Annotated in this window: 16 protein-coding genes; 10 read left to right on the forward strand and 6 right to left on the reverse strand. The window is 68.8% G+C overall.

Going from position 1 to position 16,960, the window contains the following annotated elements; genetic code table 11:
• Positions 1-4: 4 nt before the first annotated feature.
• The 4 genes from PSEK12I1_RS0114780 to PSEK12I1_RS0114795 are packed head-to-tail and all read left to right on the forward strand — an operon-like array spanning position 5 to position 5,223.
• Entirely contained in the window at positions 5-1,498 is a 1,494-nt protein-coding gene (locus PSEK12I1_RS0114780; RefSeq protein WP_027602030.1) for an aldehyde dehydrogenase, read from the forward strand.
• A gap of 55 nt (positions 1,499-1,553) precedes the next feature.
• The gene (locus PSEK12I1_RS0114785) at positions 1,554-2,831 is read left to right on the forward strand and encodes an FAD-binding oxidoreductase (RefSeq protein ID WP_027602031.1); all 1,278 of its coding nucleotides are present in this window, start codon (positions 1,554-1,556) and stop codon (positions 2,829-2,831) included.
• Positions 2,832-2,876: 45 nt separating this feature from the next.
• Positions 2,877-3,623, forward strand: a complete 747-nt coding sequence (locus tag PSEK12I1_RS0114790) for a gamma-glutamyl-gamma-aminobutyrate hydrolase family protein (protein ID WP_027602032.1) — start codon at positions 2,877-2,879, stop codon at positions 3,621-3,623.
• Positions 3,624-3,681: 58 nt separating this feature from the next.
• A complete protein-coding gene (locus PSEK12I1_RS0114795) occupies positions 3,682-5,223 on the forward strand; it encodes an APC family permease (protein WP_027602033.1) in 1,542 nt (513 codons plus the stop codon).
• A gap of 29 nt (positions 5,224-5,252) precedes the next feature.
• On the opposite strand, the gene PSEK12I1_RS0114800 is transcribed toward PSEK12I1_RS0114795, so the two are convergent.
• Positions 5,253-6,398, reverse strand: a complete 1,146-nt coding sequence (locus tag PSEK12I1_RS0114800) for an MFS transporter (protein WP_177323762.1) — start codon at positions 6,396-6,398, stop codon at positions 5,253-5,255.
• Positions 6,399-6,571: 173 nt separating this feature from the next.
• Here PSEK12I1_RS0114800 and PSEK12I1_RS0114805 point away from each other — a divergent pair, with 173 nt between their 5' ends.
• Positions 6,572-7,183 carry a TetR/AcrR family transcriptional regulator gene (locus PSEK12I1_RS0114805; protein ID WP_027602035.1) on the forward strand — a complete coding sequence of 204 codons (612 nt, stop codon included), beginning with the start codon at positions 6,572-6,574 and terminating at the stop codon, positions 7,181-7,183.
• 16 nt (positions 7,184-7,199) lie between these two features.
• Here the strand turns inward: PSEK12I1_RS0114805 and PSEK12I1_RS0114810 are convergent, their stop codons facing one another.
• Both PSEK12I1_RS0114810 and PSEK12I1_RS0114815 read right to left on the reverse strand, forming a co-directional pair.
• Positions 7,200-7,739 (reverse strand): nuclear transport factor 2 family protein, encoded by a 540-nt coding sequence (locus tag PSEK12I1_RS0114810; RefSeq protein WP_027602036.1) that lies wholly within the window; start codon positions 7,737-7,739, stop codon positions 7,200-7,202.
• Positions 7,740-7,944: 205 nt separating this feature from the next.
• Positions 7,945-9,651, reverse strand: coding sequence for an amidase (locus tag PSEK12I1_RS0114815; RefSeq protein ID WP_027602037.1), 1,707 nt, complete (start codon positions 9,649-9,651; stop codon positions 7,945-7,947).
• 228 nt (positions 9,652-9,879) lie between these two features.
• Here PSEK12I1_RS0114815 and PSEK12I1_RS0114820 point away from each other — a divergent pair, with 228 nt between their 5' ends.
• Positions 9,880-10,818, forward strand: coding sequence for a cation diffusion facilitator family transporter (locus PSEK12I1_RS0114820; protein ID WP_027602038.1), 939 nt, complete (start codon positions 9,880-9,882; stop codon positions 10,816-10,818).
• Positions 10,819-10,825: 7 nt separating this feature from the next.
• On the opposite strand, the gene PSEK12I1_RS0114825 is transcribed toward PSEK12I1_RS0114820, so the two are convergent.
• Positions 10,826-12,082 (reverse strand): DUF2254 domain-containing protein, encoded by a 1,257-nt coding sequence (locus tag PSEK12I1_RS0114825; RefSeq protein ID WP_027602039.1) that lies wholly within the window; start codon positions 12,080-12,082, stop codon positions 10,826-10,828.
• 6 nt (positions 12,083-12,088) lie between these two features.
• On the reverse strand, positions 12,089-12,721 hold the full coding sequence (locus PSEK12I1_RS0114830) for a cyclodeaminase/cyclohydrolase family protein (protein WP_027602040.1): 633 nt from the start codon (positions 12,719-12,721) through the stop codon (positions 12,089-12,091).
• 184 nt (positions 12,722-12,905) lie between these two features.
• On the opposite strand from PSEK12I1_RS0114830, the gene PSEK12I1_RS0114835 reads away from it, so the two are divergent.
• From PSEK12I1_RS0114835 to PSEK12I1_RS0114850, 4 genes are all read left to right on the forward strand, one after another.
• On the forward strand, positions 12,906-14,273 hold the full coding sequence (locus PSEK12I1_RS0114835) for a gluconate:H+ symporter (RefSeq protein WP_007158688.1): 1,368 nt from the start codon (positions 12,906-12,908) through the stop codon (positions 14,271-14,273).
• Positions 14,274-14,286: 13 nt separating this feature from the next.
• Positions 14,287-14,838, forward strand: coding sequence for a chromate transporter (locus PSEK12I1_RS0114840; RefSeq protein ID WP_027602041.1), 552 nt, complete (start codon positions 14,287-14,289; stop codon positions 14,836-14,838).
• A complete protein-coding gene (locus tag PSEK12I1_RS0114845) occupies positions 14,835-15,359 on the forward strand; it encodes a chromate transporter (RefSeq protein WP_007158686.1) in 525 nt (174 codons plus the stop codon). Before PSEK12I1_RS0114840 ends, PSEK12I1_RS0114845 begins: the two co-directional genes overlap by 4 nt.
• Positions 15,360-15,430: 71 nt before the next feature.
• Positions 15,431-16,342 (forward strand): bestrophin family protein, encoded by a 912-nt coding sequence (locus PSEK12I1_RS0114850; protein ID WP_027602042.1) that lies wholly within the window; start codon positions 15,431-15,433, stop codon positions 16,340-16,342.
• 409 nt (positions 16,343-16,751) lie between these two features.
• Here the strand turns inward: PSEK12I1_RS0114850 and PSEK12I1_RS0114855 are convergent, their stop codons facing one another.
• Complete coding sequence (locus PSEK12I1_RS0114855) at positions 16,752-16,946, reverse strand: DUF1272 domain-containing protein (RefSeq protein ID WP_027602043.1); 195 nt, start codon at positions 16,944-16,946, stop codon at positions 16,752-16,754.
• Positions 16,947-16,960: the final 14 nt, after the last annotated feature.

Genomic DNA, 16,960 nt, shown 5'->3' on the forward strand with positions numbered 1-16,960 from the left:
GATCATGACCGTGCTGACGCAACAGGACTGGGAGCAGCGTGCCCAGGCGTTGACCATCGAAGCCCGTGCCTTCATCGACGGCCGCTACCAGGCCGCCCAGGGCGGCGCGACCTTCGCCGACCTGAGTCCGGTGGATGGTCGCCCGCTGGCCCGGGTGGCCAGTTGCATGGCCGAGGATGCCGAGCTCGCCGTGCAGGCTGCGCGGGCGAGTTTCGCGCGAGGCGACTGGGCCCATCGGGCACCGGCGCAGCGCAAGCGGGTGCTGATCGCCTTCGCCGATCTCTTGCTGGCCCATGCCGAGGAGCTGGCCCTGCTGGAAACCCTGGACATGGGCAAGCCGATCAGCGATTCGTTCGCCATCGACGTGCCGGCGGCGGCCAATGCCATCCGCTGGAGCGCCGAGGCCATCGACAAGGTCTACGACGAGGTGGCGCCCACGCCGCGCGACCAGCTCGGTCTGGTGACCCGCGAACCGGTCGGGGTGGTCGCGGCCATCGTGCCCTGGAACTTCCCGCTGATGATGGCCTGCTGGAAACTGGGGCCGGCGCTGGCCACCGGCAACTCGGTGATCCTCAAGCCGTCCGAGAAGTCGCCGCTGACCGCCATTCGCATCGCTGCCCTGGCGCTGGAGGCCGGCATCCCGGCGGGCGTGTTCAACGTGCTGCCCGGCTACGGCCACACCGTCGGTCAGGCGCTGGCGCTGCACCCGGACGTCGATACCCTGGTCTTTACCGGTTCCACCCGCATCGCCAAGCAGCTGCTGGTCTATGCCGGCGAGTCGAACATGAAGCGCGTCTGGCTGGAGGCGGGTGGCAAGAGCCCCAACATCGTCTTCGCCGACGCCCCGGACCTCAGGGCCGCGGCCGAGGCAGCCGCCGCGGCCATCGCCTTCAACCAGGGCGAGGTGTGCATCGCCGGCTCGCGGCTGCTGGTCGAACGCTCGATCAAGACGCGCTTTCTGGCCCTGGTGGCGGAGGCGCTGCAGGCGTGGGCGCCCGGCCATGCCCTGAATCCCGATACCCGCGTCGGCGCCCTGGTGGACGAAGGCCATCTGCGCACCGTGCTGGAGTTCATCGAGGCCGGCCGCGCCGAGGGGGCGCGACTGGTGAGCGGCGGTGAGCGGGCCCTGAGCGAAACCGGCGGCAGCTACGTCACGCCGACTATCTTCGAAGGCGTGGACAACGCCATGCGCATCGCTCGGGAAGAAATCTTCGGCCCGGTGCTGGCAGTGATCGACTTCGATGGCGAAGCGGAGGCCGTGCGCATCGCCAACGACACCCCCTATGGCCTGGCCGCCGCCGTCTGGACGAGCGACCTCTCCCGCGCCCATCGTGTGGCCCGCGCCTTGCGTGCGGGCAGTGTCTGGGTCAACCAGTATGATGGCGGCGACATGACGGCGCCCTTCGGCGGCTTCAAGCAGTCCGGCAACGGACGCGACAAGTCGCTGCACGCCTTCGACAAATACACCGAACTCAAGGCGACCTGGATCAAGCTCTGAACAGGCGCGGCGGCCCGGGCGTTCGCGCCGGAGCCGCAGGCAGAGGAATTTCACCATGCAACAACACGTCGGCAGTTACTACGCGGCTTCGCGCAACATCCACACCGAATACCCGGTGCTCCAGGGCAGTGTCGACAGCGACGTCTGCGTCATCGGCGCCGGTTACACCGGGCTTTCCACCGCGCTGTTCCTGCTGGAGCACGGCTTCAGCGTGACGGTGCTGGAAGCGGCGCGGGTCGGCTTCGGCGCCTCCGGGCGCAATGGCGGCCAGATCGTCAACAGCTACAGCCGCGACATCGATACCATCGAGCGCCAGCTGCCACCCAGGCAGGCGCAACTGCTGGGCGAGATGGCCTTCGAAGGTAACCGCATCATCCGCGAGCGCGTCGCCCGCTACGACATCCAGTGCGATCTCAAGGACGGTGGCGTCTTCGCCGCCCTGACCGGCAAGCAGCTCGGTCACCTGGAAGCCCAGCAGAAACTTTGGGAGCGCTACGGCCATACCCAGCTGCAGCTGCTCGACAAGGCCGGCATCGGCAAGGTGGTCGGCACCGATCGCTACCTGGGTGGCCTGCTGGACATGAGCGGCGGCCATATCCACCCGCTCAACCTGGCCCTGGGCGAGGCGGCGGCCGTGGCGTCCCTAGGCGGCAAGATCTACGAGCAGAGCGCGGCCACCCGCATCGACCGCGGCGCCAACCCCGTGGTGCATACCGCTCAGGGTCAGGTGAAGGCGCGCTTCGTGGTGGTCGCCGGCAACGCCTACCTGGGCGGGCTGGTGCCGGAACTGGCCGCCAAGTCCATGCCCTGCGGCACCCAGGTGCTCACCACCGAGCCGCTGTCCGAGGAGCTGGCGCGCAGCCTGCTGCCCCAGGACTATTGCGTCGAGGACTGCAACTACCTCCTCGACTACTTCCGCCTCAGCGCCGATCGCCGGCTGATCTACGGCGGGGGCGTGGTCTATGGCGCGCGGGATCCGGCGGACATCGAGGCCATCATCCGGCCGAAGATGCTGCAGACCTTTCCGCAACTCAAGGGCGTGAAGATCGATTTCACCTGGACCGGCAACTTCCTGCTGACGCTGTCGCGCCTGCCCCAGGTGGGCCGCCTCGGCGACAACATCTACTACTCCCAGGGCTGCAGCGGTCACGGCGTCACCTACACCCACCTGGCCGGCAAGGTACTGGCCGAGGCCCTGCGCGGCCAGGCCGAGCGCTTCGATGCCTTCGCCGGCCTGCCGCACTATCCCTTCCCGGGCGGGCAACTCCTGCGCGTGCCCTTCACCGCTCTGGGCGCGACCTACTACCAGTTGCGCGATCGCCTCGGTATCTGACCCTGTCCGCCCGCCGCGTACCGGCGGGCACTCTGGAGATAAGCCATGTCCCCTATGCCCCTCATCGGCGTGACGGCGTGCCGGCAGACGCTCGGCAGATACGATTCCCATACCGTCGGCGACAAGTACGTCGAGGCGGCGGGTCATGCCGGCGTGCCGGTGGTGCTGCCGGCGCGCAGCGTGCCGAGCGATCCGCAGGCGCTGCTGGCGCACCTTGACGGCCTGCTGTTCACCGGCTCGCCCTCCAATGTCGAGCCCCATCACTATCAGGGACCGGCAAGTCTCGCCGGCACCCACCACGATGCCGCGCGCGACGCCTACACCCTGCCGCTGCTGCGCCTGGCCATCGACCGCGGCATTCCGGTGTTCTGCATCTGCCGCGGCTTTCAGGAGCTGAACGTGGCCCTGGGCGGCAGCCTGCATCAGCGCGTCCAGGAGCTGCCCGGGCATGCCGATCACCGCGAGCCCCAGAGCGAGCTGCTCGCCGAGCAGTACGCGCCCACGCACCCGGTCACCGTGCCGCCTGGGGGAGTGTTCGAGCGCCTCGGCTTGCCGGCCAGCTTCCAGGTTAATTCGCTGCACAGCCAGGGTATCGCGCGCCTGGCGCCCGGGCTGCGCATCGAGGCCCAGGCGCCGGATGGGCTGGTGGAAGGGGTATCCCTGGCCAATGCTCCGGGCTTCGTCGTCGGGGTGCAGTGGCATCCCGAGTGGAATTTCCGCGACAACCCCGAATCCTTGGCGCTGCTGGACGCGTTCCGCGACGCCTGCCAGCGCCATGCCGCCGCGCGCTAGGCACCTTGCCGCACACGCCGCACTCTGAATAACAAGACCAACAGCAGGACAGAGACCTATGACTGAACAGCGCAAGGGCACGCCGGCCGGCGGCTCGGACACCGCCGGGCCGGCCGCCCTGGCCGATCCGTCCGCCAAGGGCCTGGCCGCCGGCTCCCTCGGGCTGCTCGCCTGCGTGGTGCTGGGCATCTCCACCATCGCCCCCGTCTACACCCTGACCGGCGCCCTGGGCCCCACCGTGCGCGAGGTGGGCGTCTATCTGCCCGCGGTCTTCATCGTCGGCTTCCTGCCGATGCTGCTGGTGGCCCTGGGGTATCGCGAGCTGAACGCGGTCGATCCGGACAGCGGCACCTCCTTTACCTGGTCGACCCGCGCCTTCGGTCCCATGATCGGCTGGATCGGCGGCTGGGGCCTGGTCACGGCCACCACCATCGTGCTGTCCAACCTCGCCGGGGTGGCGGTGGACTTCTTCTACCTGTTCCTCGCCCAGCTGAGCGGCCGGGCGGAGCTGGCGGCGCTGTCGCAGCACCTGCTGGTGAACGTCGTCACCTGTTGCGTCTTCATCGCCATCGCGGTCTGGATCAGCTGTCGCGGCATCGGCATGACCATGAGCGTCCAGTATGGTCTGGTGGCCCTGCAGCTGCTGGTACTGATCGGCTTTTCCCTGGCGGCCTTCAATGCCGCGCCCGAGGCGGCGCCGGTGGTCTTCCACCCGGAGTGGTTCAACCCCTTCAAGGTCGAGTCCTTTTCCGCCTTCGCCGCGGGTCTGTCGCTGTCGATCTTCATCTTCTGGGGCTGGGATGTCTGCCTCACGGTGAGCGAGGAATCGGTGGGCAGCCAGAAGGTGCCGGGGCGGGCGGCCACGGTCACGGTGCTGCTGATCCTGCTGCTGTACCTCTTCACCGCAGCGGCGACCCTGCAATTCGCCGGCATCAGCGAAGCCGGCCTGGGCCTGGGCAATCCGGAGATCCAGGAAAACGTCTTCGCCCACCTGGCCGGTCCGGTAATGGGACCGTTGGCGATCCTGATGTCCATCGCGGTGCTGGCCAGCACCGCCGCCTCGCTGCAGTCCACCTTTATCTCCCCGGCACGCACCCTGCTGGCGATGGGGTACTACGGCGCGGTGTCGCGGCGCTTCGCCCACATCTGCCCGAGATCGCGCACGCCGCGCTATGCCACCATCGCCGCGGGCATCGCCACCGGCGGCTTCTATGTGGTCATGCGCACCCTGAGCGACAACGTCCTCGCGGACACCATCACCGCCCTGGGCATGATGATCTGCTTCTACTACTCGCTGACCGCCTACGCCTGCGTCTGGTACTTCCGCCGCAGCCTGTTCGACAGCCTGCGCCATGCGCTGCTGCGTGGCCTCTGCCCGTTGCTGGGCGCCATCATCCTCTCGGTGATCTTCTGGCAGACCGCCATCGCCAGCCTCTCGCCGGACTTCGGCAGCGGCTCCCACCTCGGCGGCATCGGCCTGGTGTTCATCATCGCCGTGACGATCCTGGCACTGGGTCTGGTGCTGATGCTGTTCGCCCGCTGGCGCGCGCCGGCGTTCTTCCAGGGCGAGACCCTGGAGGCACAGCCGCACCAGGGCTGAGGAGGCGGGCAGGGCGCCCGCACCCAGGGTCAGTGACCCATGACCGCTGAGCCGCTCGCCCGGGTGCCGGCGGGAAAGCCGTGGCTCCGGGCACTGGCGGCGATGGCCAGGGCGCTCAGTGACAGCGCCACCACCGCCCAGCTCAGCGCCTGGGGGCCGATGCCGTCCAGCAACAGGCCGCCGAGGATGCCGCCCCCGGCGATGGCGCTGTTCCAGGTCACCACGTTCATCGCCAGAGCAGCATCGGCGCCACTCCCCGCGGTATCCGCCAGGGCGGTCTGCAGCAGGGTGGCCGCACCGCCAAAGGTCAGGCCCCAGCCAAAGACGCCCAGGTACTGCAGCGGCGCCGAGTCACGATTGAGTCCCAGCAGCAGCGCGATCGCGGCGAAGCCGAGGAGACTCAGCAACACCGCTCGCCGCAGGCTGTGGTCGACGATCCGCCCGGTGATCCAGATCCCCGCCAGTGACGCCGCCCCGAAGGTCAGCAGCACTCGATCGACCTGATCGCCCAGCCCGGCCTGGGCGAGGAAGGGGGCGATATAGGTGTAGAGCAGGTTGTGGGCCAGCATCCAGGTAAAGACCACGCCGAGGATGGCGCGAATGCCGGGCGTGGCGAACACCTGGCGCAGCGGCAGGCGCTGGCCCTCGGTCTGCCCCGGATAGTCGGGCACCTTGGCCAGCACCCAGACGATCAGGCCGAGGGTGAGGGCGGACATGCAGGCAAAGGCCAGCCGCCAGCCCAGCAGCCCGCCCAGCCAGGTCCCCAGGGGTACGCCCAGCGACAGGGCGACCGGCGTGCCGAGCATGGCGATGGCCATCGCCCGCCCTTGCAGGCGCGGCACTACCAGGCGCCGGGCATAGCCGGCCAGCAGACTCCAGGCGAGGCCGGCCGCGGCCCCGGCGGCGAAGCGGGCGACCAGGGTCAGCGGATAGCTGGAGGAGAGCGCGGTGAGGGTGTTGAACAGCAGAAAGCCCAGGATGGTCGCCAGCAGCACCCGGCGGCGCCGCCAGCGCGCCGTCGCCAGGGTGAGGGGAATGGCGGCAGTCAGCGAGCCGGCGGCATAGGCGGTCACCGTCTGCCCGGCTAGGGCATTGGAGACCTGGAGCCCCTGGGCGATTTCGGGGAGCAGGCCGGCCGGCAGCGTCTCGGTCATGATGCAGATGAAGCCGGTCATCGCCAGCGCCAGCAGCGCGGCCACTGGCAGGCGTTCAGGGTTGGGGGTCGCGGTCACGGCTAGGCTCCTTAGATATGTATCGATCGGTATATATCTAATCAGCAGGTCCTCCAGCTGGTCAATGAATTCTGTATCGTTTAGTATAAAAATCGATTTTGACGAGGAGTACGGCTGTGGCTCAGGTGGGGCGTCCGCGGTCCTTCGACCGCACCCAGGCAATCGATGACGCGATGCTGCTGTTCTGGCGCTATGGCTATGAGGCGACCTCCCTGAGTCGGCTCAAGGCGGCGATCGGCGGCGGCATCACCGCGCCCAGCTTCTATGCGGCCTTCGGTTCGAAGGAGGCGCTGTTCAAGGAGGTAGTCGCCCGCTACATGGAGACCCATGGCCGGGTGAACGATCCGCTGTTCGACGAGACCCTGGCCCCGCGGGAGGCGATCGCCTCGGCCCTCGGGCGTTCCGCGCGGATGCAGTGCGACGAGCGCCTGCCCAAGGGCTGCCTGGTGGCGCTCGGCACCCTGGGCTCCTATGCGGATGAAGACTCCAGCATTCCGCTGCCCCTGCGCGAGGCCCGTGCGCGGATCCGCGCCGGGCTGCTGGCCTGCGTCAGGCGCGGTATCGACCGTGGCGATCTCGCGGCGGGCACCGAAGCGCCTGCCCTGGCGACGCTGTTCGAAGGCTTGCTGCTGGGCATTTCACCCATGGCGCGGGATGGCGTGGCGTTGCCCGTGATCGAGGGCGCCATCGCCCTGGCGATGACGCTCTGGGACGCTCATCGGCCGTGATCGCACGGGGGTGGCGTCAGGGCGCCTGCCGTTCTGCGCTGGGCATGGCGGGCGAGGAGTCTGCCAGGGCTATGCGGTCGATGACGTCCTGGTAGGGGACGAGATCGAGAAAGGCCTCGACCTGGGTCGCCCGTGCCCCGTCCATCCTGAAGATCCACACGTATTCGTTGCGATAGGGCGCCCCATCGCGCGCGGTGGCCGTACCCATCCAGCGCACCACGACCTGATCCTCGCGTGCCCAGATGCCCTCGACCCGGGGCACGATGGGCGTGGCCAGGCGCTGCGCGAAGGGGCGTACGGCGCGTTGCAGAAAATCCTCGCGGCCATGGTAGGTGCCCGCTGCCGGACCGCTGCCCCGGATGGTCCAGACCACCGTGGGCGAGAGCAGGTCGTCGAACAGACTGCCGCGGCCCGCGCTCCAGTTCGCGAAGGCCCGTTCGACCAGGCGTTGGTTGCGTTCAGCGGTGGATTCGGCGGCTGCGACGCCGCTCCAGAGAACACTCAAAAGGGCGAGCGCCAGCAGCGCGCTTCCGGTCAGACGTTTGGCTGGATTCATGGCGGTAGGCTCGTGCAGGTCGGAATGAGGTGGGCAGCGGCGCCGGCAAACGGCACCTGCCTGGAACCCACCTTAGGCCGCTGGCGGCGTCCGCATAACCGGCCCGTGGCTGGACACTCCGGTTAGCGCGCCTTGACGCCAGGGGGCATCCTCCGATTCCGGCCGCCGGGTGACGCCTGGCGGCCAGCGTCCACGCCGTCTCCGCTCAACCCACCAGCGGCGGCGTCCGTGGCGGTATCTGGCGCTTGGAGCCGGTCGCCTCGTAGGCGGCGGCCAGGCGCAGCAGGTTGGCGTCGTCATAGGCGCGACCGGCGAAGGTCAGGCCCACCGGCATGCCGATGTCGGCCATCACGCCCATGGGCACGGTCACAGTCGGCACGCCCAGGTGGCGGATGGCGAGGTTGCCGTTGGCGACCCAGACGCCGTTGCTCCAGGCGATGTCGGCCGAAGCGGGATTGATCTCGGCATCCGCCGGGGCCACGTCGGCCACGGTGGGAAAGAGCACCGCGTCCAGGCCCTGGGCTTCCAGCCAGTCTTCCAGGTCCAGCTTGCGCGTCCGTTCCAGGCCGCGCAGGCCGTCGGGGAGGGTAGCGATCTGCTCCAGGGTCTTGAGTCCCCGCTCGGCCATGCGCACGTATTCGGCCATGCCGGCGGCCAGGTCGCCTTCCCGATTGGGCAGGGTGCCGGGCTCGTGGGGAAAGATCAGCTCGCCGTCGACGTCCACCAGGCGATTGAGCCTGGGATCGTTGTTGTCGCGCAGGAAGGTGTCGAAGCCCCAGGCGGACAGGTCCCAGAGTTCGTCATGGAGAAATTCCCGGGAGACGATGCCGCGGTTGAACACCGTGGGTGCGCCGGGGCGGTCGCCTTCGCAATTGGAGACCAGCGGGAAGTCCACCTCGATCACGCTGGCGCCAGCGGCTTCCAGGGCCGTGCGGGCCTGTTCCCAGAGGGCGATCACCGAGTCGCGGGTCTGGATGCGCTGGCCGGTGGGACCGCCGATGCCGGGATTCTCGCTGGTGCCGGCGTCCGGATCCTGGTTGATGAACATGCGCGGCACGCCCAGGCGCTTGCCGGCCAGAGCATTGGGACCGGTGGCCAGGGCCGGGTAGGACGCCGGACGTACCGCCGAGGCCAGCGGCAGCGGCACCCAGGGTTGCAGGCGCCAGAGGTCGCCGGAGGTATCGGGATCGTCGGCCACCACCACGTCGAGCACTTCCAGCAGATCGGCCATGGTGCGGGCATAGGGCACCACCACGTCCATGGTCGGCGTCAGCGGCCAGTTGCCGCGCACCGAGATGATTCCGCGCGAGGGGGTGTAGGCGCACAGGCCGTTGTTGGACGCCGGGCCGCGGCCGCTGGACCAGGTTTCCTCGGCCAGGCCGAAGGCGGCGAAGCTGGCCGCGGTGGCGGTGCCAGCGCCATTGGAGGAGCCGGAGGCGAAGGGCGCGGTCAGGTAGCCGGCGTTGTAGGGGCTTTCGGCGCGGCCATAGACGCCGCGCTGCATGCCGCCGTTGGCCATGGGCGGCATGTTGGTCTTGCCCAGGCAGATGGCGCCGGCGGCGCGCAGCCGCTCGACGGTGAAGGCGTCGCGCTGGGCGACCAGGTTCTTGAAGGCCGGGCTGCCGGAGGCGGCGGTAAGGCCCTTGACCAGGTAGCTGTCCTTGGCCGTGTAGGGGATGCCGTCCAGCGGCCCCAGGGTCTCACCGCGGGCGCGCCGGCGATCGGACGCGGCGGCTTCGGCCAGGGCCTCGGGGTTGCGCACCACCACGGCATTGAGCGCGGTGGCGCTGCTGGGTGGATCGTAGGCGTCGATCCGGGCCAGGTAGGCCTCGACCAGCGCTACCGCAGTGGTCTGGCCGGTTTCGAGTGCGCGACGCAACTCGGCGATGGAGCGTTCGGTAACTTCGATCATGGTGGGTCGCCGTTGAGGATTCCACGGTATGGGACAGGCGGCTGCCAGAGATCCCGGGAGAAAAAAGCACCGCTGCAGTGTACACCCGAAGCCCACCGCCTTTTGATTGCGTCCGCGCATGGAAGCCTTGCCGGACCGCCCATGCAGGTTGAGCTGTCGGCCTCTATGCTTGGCGTTAACTCAACCCGTTGGCCACGCCTGGAGGCGATCCCGTGGCCGGAGTCGATCATGCTGAAATGGCTGAGCAACGAGCGCAGGGTGCTGCGCTTTTCCATTGCCGTCACGGTGCTGCTGGCGGCCGTGGGTATCGCCTTCGGGGTGCTGTCCGGTTCCTATGCCATCGTCTTCGACGGCTTCTATTCGCTGACCGACGCCTTCATGAGCGGCGTGGCGCTGCTGGTGGCCATGCTGATCCACCGGCATGCGCAGGAACCGGAGGGCGATCGGCGGTTGGCCGAGCGCTTCAACATGGGTTTCTGGCACCTCGAACCCATGGTCCTGGCGCTCAACGGCAGCGTGCTGTGCATCGTGGCCTGTTACGCGCTTGTCAACTCGATCATCAGCCTGATGAGTGGCGGCAAGGCACTGGCATTCGGCATGGCGCTGCTCTATGCGCTGGTCGCGGCCTTGAGTTGCTTTGGATTCGCCGCCCTGGTGCACCGGTTGAACCGCGACATCCAGTCGGACTTCCTCAGGCTCGACATCAAGAGCTGGATCATGTCGGGCAGCATCTCGGCTGCCCTGGTGGTGGCCTTCCTGATCGGCGCCCTGGCCCAGGGCACGGCCTATGCCTGGGTCACGCCCTACATCGATCCCCTGGTGCTGTCGATCATCTCCGTGCTGATCATCCCCATACCGCTCAGGCTGGTCTGGCAGGCCGTCAGGGAGATCCTCATGGTGACCCCGCCGGAGCTCAAGCGGCAGGTCGATGAAGTCGCCCGGGGCATGGTCACGCGCTTCGGCTTTCTCGACTATCGCGCCTATGTGGCCAAGGTCGGCCGGGCGCGGCAGATCGAGCTGTACTTCATCGTGCCCCTGGGGTGGCCGGCCAAGACCCTGGACGAATGGGACGCCATCCGCGACCAGATCGGCGAGGCCATCGGCGGCGAGGGGCCGGACCGCTGGCTGACCATCGCCTTCACCACCGATCCGGCCTGGTCGCGCTAGCGCTGCACTACTGGCGCGCCGTGCAGAGGCGTTCGACGTCCGCGGCCAGCTGCTGGAGGATGACGCGGTCCTCGGCCTGGCCAAGGGTGGCCTCGGCGCGGGCCAGCGCCAGGCGCGAATGGCGCAGGCACTCGCGCCTGATCCGGGCATCGCCCTGGACCGCCAGGCGCGCCAGGGCTTTCTGCAGCCGCATGCCCACTTCCACCAGCGGCGCCGCATCGCGACCCACCGGCAGGAAGAAATCGTCGAACAGGTCATCCAGCGACAGCTCCGGCACCTCGATCCGCGGATAGCGGGGCTCGACCGCTTCCCGTGGCTCGGTGAGCGCCGTCAGCAGCCGTTGCGCGCGACCGAGGATGGCGATGGCGGTGCCCGAGTCGCTGCGCGAGGGCACCAGCGCCCCGGTGGCGATCTCGCCGAGCACCGTCAGGCCGAAGCGCGGATCCTGGTCGTGTACCCGGCGGGCATCCAGGGTGAAGGCGGTGCGCAGACGCTGGTCCTTTTCCGGTGGCAGGCCCTCGACCCAGAGCAGCGGCTGCGCCGGATCGAGAAAGGCGCCGGGCAGGGCGGCCAGGCGCAGGCGACCCTGGTCGCCGCAGAGGTCGGCCAGCAGCGGCATGTCGACCCGTTGCAGATAGCCGGTGCGATCGGCCATGACCGGGCGGCCGCTGGCGGGCTCATCGACGGGCGCCGCCACCCCGCCCAGGTATGGCTGGGCCAGCCAGCGCTGCAGACTGTGTCTGGCGGCGTCTTCGATGCTGTCGCTGGTGGCATCCAGTTGGCCCAGTCGCGAGAGATGGTCGATCCAGCGCAGCAGGGTAAAGACGATCAGCAGGATCACCACCAGGGTCACGGCGAAGAGCACCACCCGGCCGTTGTCGCCGTAGAGCCCGGTGCTCAGGGCGATGATGCCGACCAGGCTGAACAGGAAGGAGCCGAGAAAGGTGGCCAGGGCGTTCTGGGTGGTGCTGTCTTCCAGGAGCAGCGGATAGGCACGGGGCGTCACGCTGCTGGCGGCGGCGTTGTAGGCCGTCACCATGGTGCTGAGGGAAAAGGTGGTCACCGCCAGCATGCTGCTGGCGATGATGGTGAGGATCTTGTCGACCGCATCGGCGCCGACCTTGGCCGGCAGCGTGGTCGGGATATGGTCGCGCAGGAGCAGGGCGAGGAGGGCGGTCGCCACCCCGGCGACCGAGAACAGGGTGGCGCGAAACCACAGGCGTCGCTGCAGTCCGCGCAGGACCCAGCCCAGGCGGGCCAGCACCGCGCGTCAGCCCATGGCCGGCGGTACGGGGGTGGCGCTCAGCAGGGCGAGACGCTGGTCGGCCTGCTGCTGGAGCTTGTCGCGCATCTGCCGGGCGGCTTCCCGGGCGTCGCCGGATTTCAGGCCATTGCGGTCGGCATCCACGGTAGTGAGCACGGCGCCCAGGGCACCATGGACCAGGCGGCCACCGGCCAGGGTGTCGCTGCGCAGCGGCTCGACGGTGAGCGGCGTGGCCGTGACGGCCAGGTCCAGGGCCTCCAGGCACAGCTGGGCGGTGGCGATGGGGATCTGCACGGCATTGGCCGCGGCCAGATTGAGCGCCTGCTGGCGGCGTTCGCCCTCGGCACTGGCGCCGCTGGCCTGGCGATCGGCTTCCAGGTAGTTGGCGAAGGCCTGCACATCGGCATCGGCGCAGGTGCTCAGGGCTTCCTGCAGGCGCTCGCCGACGGTGATCAGGTCGGCGTGGCGGGTCACCGGTTGGCGCTGCTGGCTGAGCTTGAGGCCCTTGAGGATCAGGGCGACACCCAGGCAGGCTGCCACCGTAGCCGCCGCGCCACTGCCCGGGGTGGGCAGGGTGGAGCCGGTGCCGTCGCGGAACTGGGCGAGGGTCTGCTGCCAGAGAGTAGAGGTTTCGTTCATGCCAACCGCCTGCAAGCAAAGGGTAAGGGATTCGGTCACGACCGAACGCTGTTTGGATCGTGCGAAACGGCTGAGGTTCGCAAGCTAAGTGCAATAAGCGACAGGCTTTATTTCGATTTACGTCGTACCTCGGCCGGCGTTCGGTTAAGGTAATCCTGAAACAATAAGTTACAAGGAGTCACCTGTGGATCCTGCTGCGCTCGCCTGGGTCGCCCACGACACCCGGCTGATCTCGTGCTGCCTGGCCGCCATCCTGGCCATCGTCCTGCTCATCGGCGTCACCCGTCTGCCCCCCTTCCTGTCCATTCTCATCGGCACCTTCATCGCCGGCCTGGGCGCCGGCTTGCCCGCCGAGGCCGTGGCCAAGGCCTTCAGCAAGGGCGCGGGCGGCATCCTCGGCGAGGCCGGCATCATCATCGCGCTGGGCTCCATGCTCGGCGCGCTGATGGCCGAGTCCGGCGCCGCCGACCGCATCGCCAGTACCCTGCTGGGGCTGGGCAAGGGCCGCAGCCTGCCGTGGGTGATGGCGCTGGTGGCCATGGTCATCGGTCTGCCGCTGTTCTTCGAAGTGGGCCTGGTGCTGATGGTGCCCATCATCTTCGTCATGGCGCAGCGCTCCGGACAGCCGCTGCTGCGCATCGCCATTCCGGCGCTGGCGGGCATGACCACCCTGCATGCCCTGCTGCCGCCGCATCCCGGTCCGCTCATTGCGGTCGGGGCGCTGCACGCGGACCTCGGCCTGACGATGCTCCTGGGGCTGGCGATCGCCATCCCGGCGGTGATCCTGGCCGGCCCGCTGTACGGCGGCTGGCTGTCGCGGCGCATGACCATCCAGCCGCCGGCGGAACTGGGCGAGCTGTTCAGCGCCCGCGACCAGCACGCCCGCCAGCCGGGTTTCGGCCTGTCGCTCCTGGTGATCCTGCTGCCGGTGCTGCTGATGCTGGGCAGCACCTTCGCCAAGGTCGCCCTGGATCCCCACAGCGGTCTGGCGGAGGGGCTGAAGTTTCTCGGTGAACCCCTGATCGCCCTGGGTCTCGCCGTGCTGGCGGCCACGGTGCTGCTCGGCTGGGGCAGCGGCATGCCGCGCGAGCGCGTCGGTGGCGTGCTGCGCAAGAGCCTGGCGCCCATCGCCGCGCTGCTGCTCACCATCGGCGCCGGCGGCGGCCTCAAGCAGACACTGCTCGACGCCGGCGTCAGCCATACCGTGGCCAAGGTGGCCGAAGGCGCCCATCTGCCCTACATCCTGCTGGCCTGGCTGATCGCCGTGGCGCTGCGCCAGGCGACCGGTTCGGCGACGGTGGCCACCACCACCACGGCCGGGATCCTCGCGCCAGTAGTGGCCGGGCTGGCCGGTCCCCAGGCTTCGCTGATCGCCCTGGCCATCGGCGCCGGTTCGGTGTTCTTCTGCCACGTCAACGACGCCGGCTTCTGGATGGTGCGCGAATACTTCGGCCTGGAGCTCAAGCAGACGCTGTGGGTCTGGTCGGTGCTGCAGACGCTGGTTTCCGTCACCGGCCTCGCGGGTACGCTATTGTTGTCGCTCTGGCTCTAGCTGAGAGGTGCCCATGGAGACCGCTCCCACCCTGAACCGCCCGCGCCGCCGCGATCTGTTCCTGGGCTTCTTCGGCCTGGGTATCACGGCCTTCGGCGGGGTGTTGCCGCTGGCGCGGCGCTACCTGGTGGAGAAGCGTCGCTGGCTGTCGGCGGAGGAATTCACCGAGTTGCTCGGTCTCTGTCAGTTCCTGCCGGGCGGCAACATCATCAATCTCTCGGTGGCGGTGGGCATGAGATTCGCCGGCTGGAGCGGCGCCCTGGCCGCTGCCGCCGGACTGCTGGTGGGGCCGACCCTGGTGGTGGTCGGCCTGGGCGTGCTCTATGACCGCTACCACGACGATCCGCTGGTGGGGCGCGCCTTCGCCGGACTCGCCGCCGCGGCGGCCGGGCTGCTGGTGGCCATGGCCGTCAAGCTGGTCCAGCCCCTGCGCGGTCGCTGGCTGGCCCTGGGCATCGCCTGCCTGGCCTTTCTCGCCCTGGCGCTGCTCAAACTGCCGCTGCTCTGGACCATGCTGGTGCTCACCCCCATCAGCGTGCTGCTCAGCTATCGGCAGGGCCTATGAGCACGACTCTCCTGGCCCTGGCGCTGATCTTCACCCAGCTTTCGCTGCTGGCCTTTGGCGGCGGTAACTCGGTGCTGCCGGAGATGCAGCGCCAGGTGGTGACGGTGCACGGCTGGATGAGCGCCGCCGACTTCGCCGCCCTGTTCGCCCTGGCCCAGGCCGCGCCCGGTCCCAATCTGATGATCGTGCCGCTGATCGGCTGGCACGTGGCCGGCTGGCCCGGGCTGCTGGTGACCTCCCTGGCCAAGTTCGTGCCGTCCTCGCTGCTGACCCTGGGCGTGCTACACCTCTGGCAGCGCTTCGCCGATCGCCCCTGGCGGCGGCATCTGCAGGCCGGGCTGGTGCCGGTCACCGTTGGCCTGGTGGCGGCCAGCGCCTGGCTGGTGGGCAGCAGCGTGGCCACCGCGCCGCTGTGGGTGCTGATCCTGGCCGCAGGCGCCCTGGGCTCGCTGTTCACCCGCTGGCATCCGCTGTGGCTGCTGGCCGGCGGGGCCCTGGTCGGGGTGCTGTTCGGACCCTGAACCGCGAGGGGCCCCAGGCACTGCCGGACGCGGATAGCGTCGAAGTCCTTACCTCAATCGAGAACACCGCTGTGATCACCCGTCCCCAGAATCCCTCGCTGCGCGAGCTGCTGTTCACCGTGCGCGGCTCCATCGTCCAGGCGATCTGGCCCAAGCTGCTCTATGTGGTGCTGCTGAGCCTGGCGGTGACCCTGAGCCATGGCGTCTTCCTGCGCTTCGACTTCGGCCTGACCACCACGCCGCTGACCCTCTGGGGTCTGACCCTGGCGATCTTTCTCGGCTTTCGCAACACCACCGCCTACCAACGCTTCTGGGAGGCGCGCGGTCTGTGGGGCGAATTGCTGATCGCCGGGCGCAACCTGGCGCGCCAGGTCGAGACCCTGCTGCCGGGGCTGAGCTCGACCGAGCGCCGCGAGCTGCTGACTCCGCTGCTGGCCTTTGGTTATGCCCTGCGTGACCACCTACGCCGTGAAGCGCCGTCGGCCGATCTGCAGCGCGTGTTGGTGGGAGAGGATGCTTTGCTCGCGGCACCGCACCGACCCAGCGCGCTGATCCGCCGGCTGGGCACCCGGCTGGTCGCCAGGGCCCGCGAGGAAGGCCTCGGCGATCCGCTGATCGCCAACCTCGACCACCAGCTGGACCGGCTGACCGCGGTGCTCAGCGGCTGCGAGCGCATCCGCCAGACGCCCATTCCCTATCCCTACATCCTGATGCTGCACCGGGTGGTGCACGTCTATTGTTTCCTGCTGCCGTTCTGCCTGGTGGACAGCCTGGGCTGGTTCACGCCCCTGGCGGTGCTGGTGCTGGCCTACACCTTCTTCGGCCTGGACGCCCTGGGCGACCAGATCGCCGATCCCTTCGGCACCCAGCCCAACCACCTGCCACTGGACGCCCTCAGCCGCGGCCTGGAGATCGCCGTGCTGGACCTGCTGGGCGAGCCTACGCCCGAGCCGATCCGGGCGGAGGCGGGGTTGTTGCGGTGAGGGCAGGGCGGATAGCCCCCTATCCCCGTGGGAGAGGGCTGGAGTGAGGGCACGCCTCACCGCGGACACTGGGCACGACAGTGCGCCCACGGTGATAGCCCGATGACCGATCGGCAGCTACCGGTTCCGCAAGCGCCGAACGCCTGCACGAATAGCCCCCTCTCCCCGTGGGAGAGGGTTGGGGTGAGGGCACGCCTTACCGCTGACACTGGGCACTACAGTGCGCCTACGGTAATAGCCTGACGATCGATCGGGAGCCTACCGGTTCCGCGAGCGCCGAACGCCTGCACGAATAGCCCCCTCTCCCTGTGGGAGAGGGTTGGGGTGAGGGCACGCCTCACCGCGGACGCCCAGTGGAAAAGGCTGCGCCGTTTTCCACGCTACGGCTGTCGATACGCCCGGCGTCGATTCAATCTTCCGGGTCCTTTGGTACCCGCCGCGGTCGCCTGAGCAACTCCCCCTGGCAATTCGGGCAGCGCTGCTGCAGCGGCCCCGCGGCGCATTCCGCGCAAAAGGTGCACTCATAGGAGCAGATCAGCGCCTCCTCGCTCTCCATCGGCAGCGCCTTGGCGCAGTGTTCACACGAGCTACGCATGTCCAGCATGACTGTCTCTCCCT

The organism is Pseudomonas sp. MOIL14HWK12:I1 (genome assembly GCF_000510705.1).
Classification (GTDB): domain Bacteria; phylum Pseudomonadota; class Gammaproteobacteria; order Pseudomonadales; family Pseudomonadaceae; genus Chryseomonas; species Chryseomonas oryzihabitans.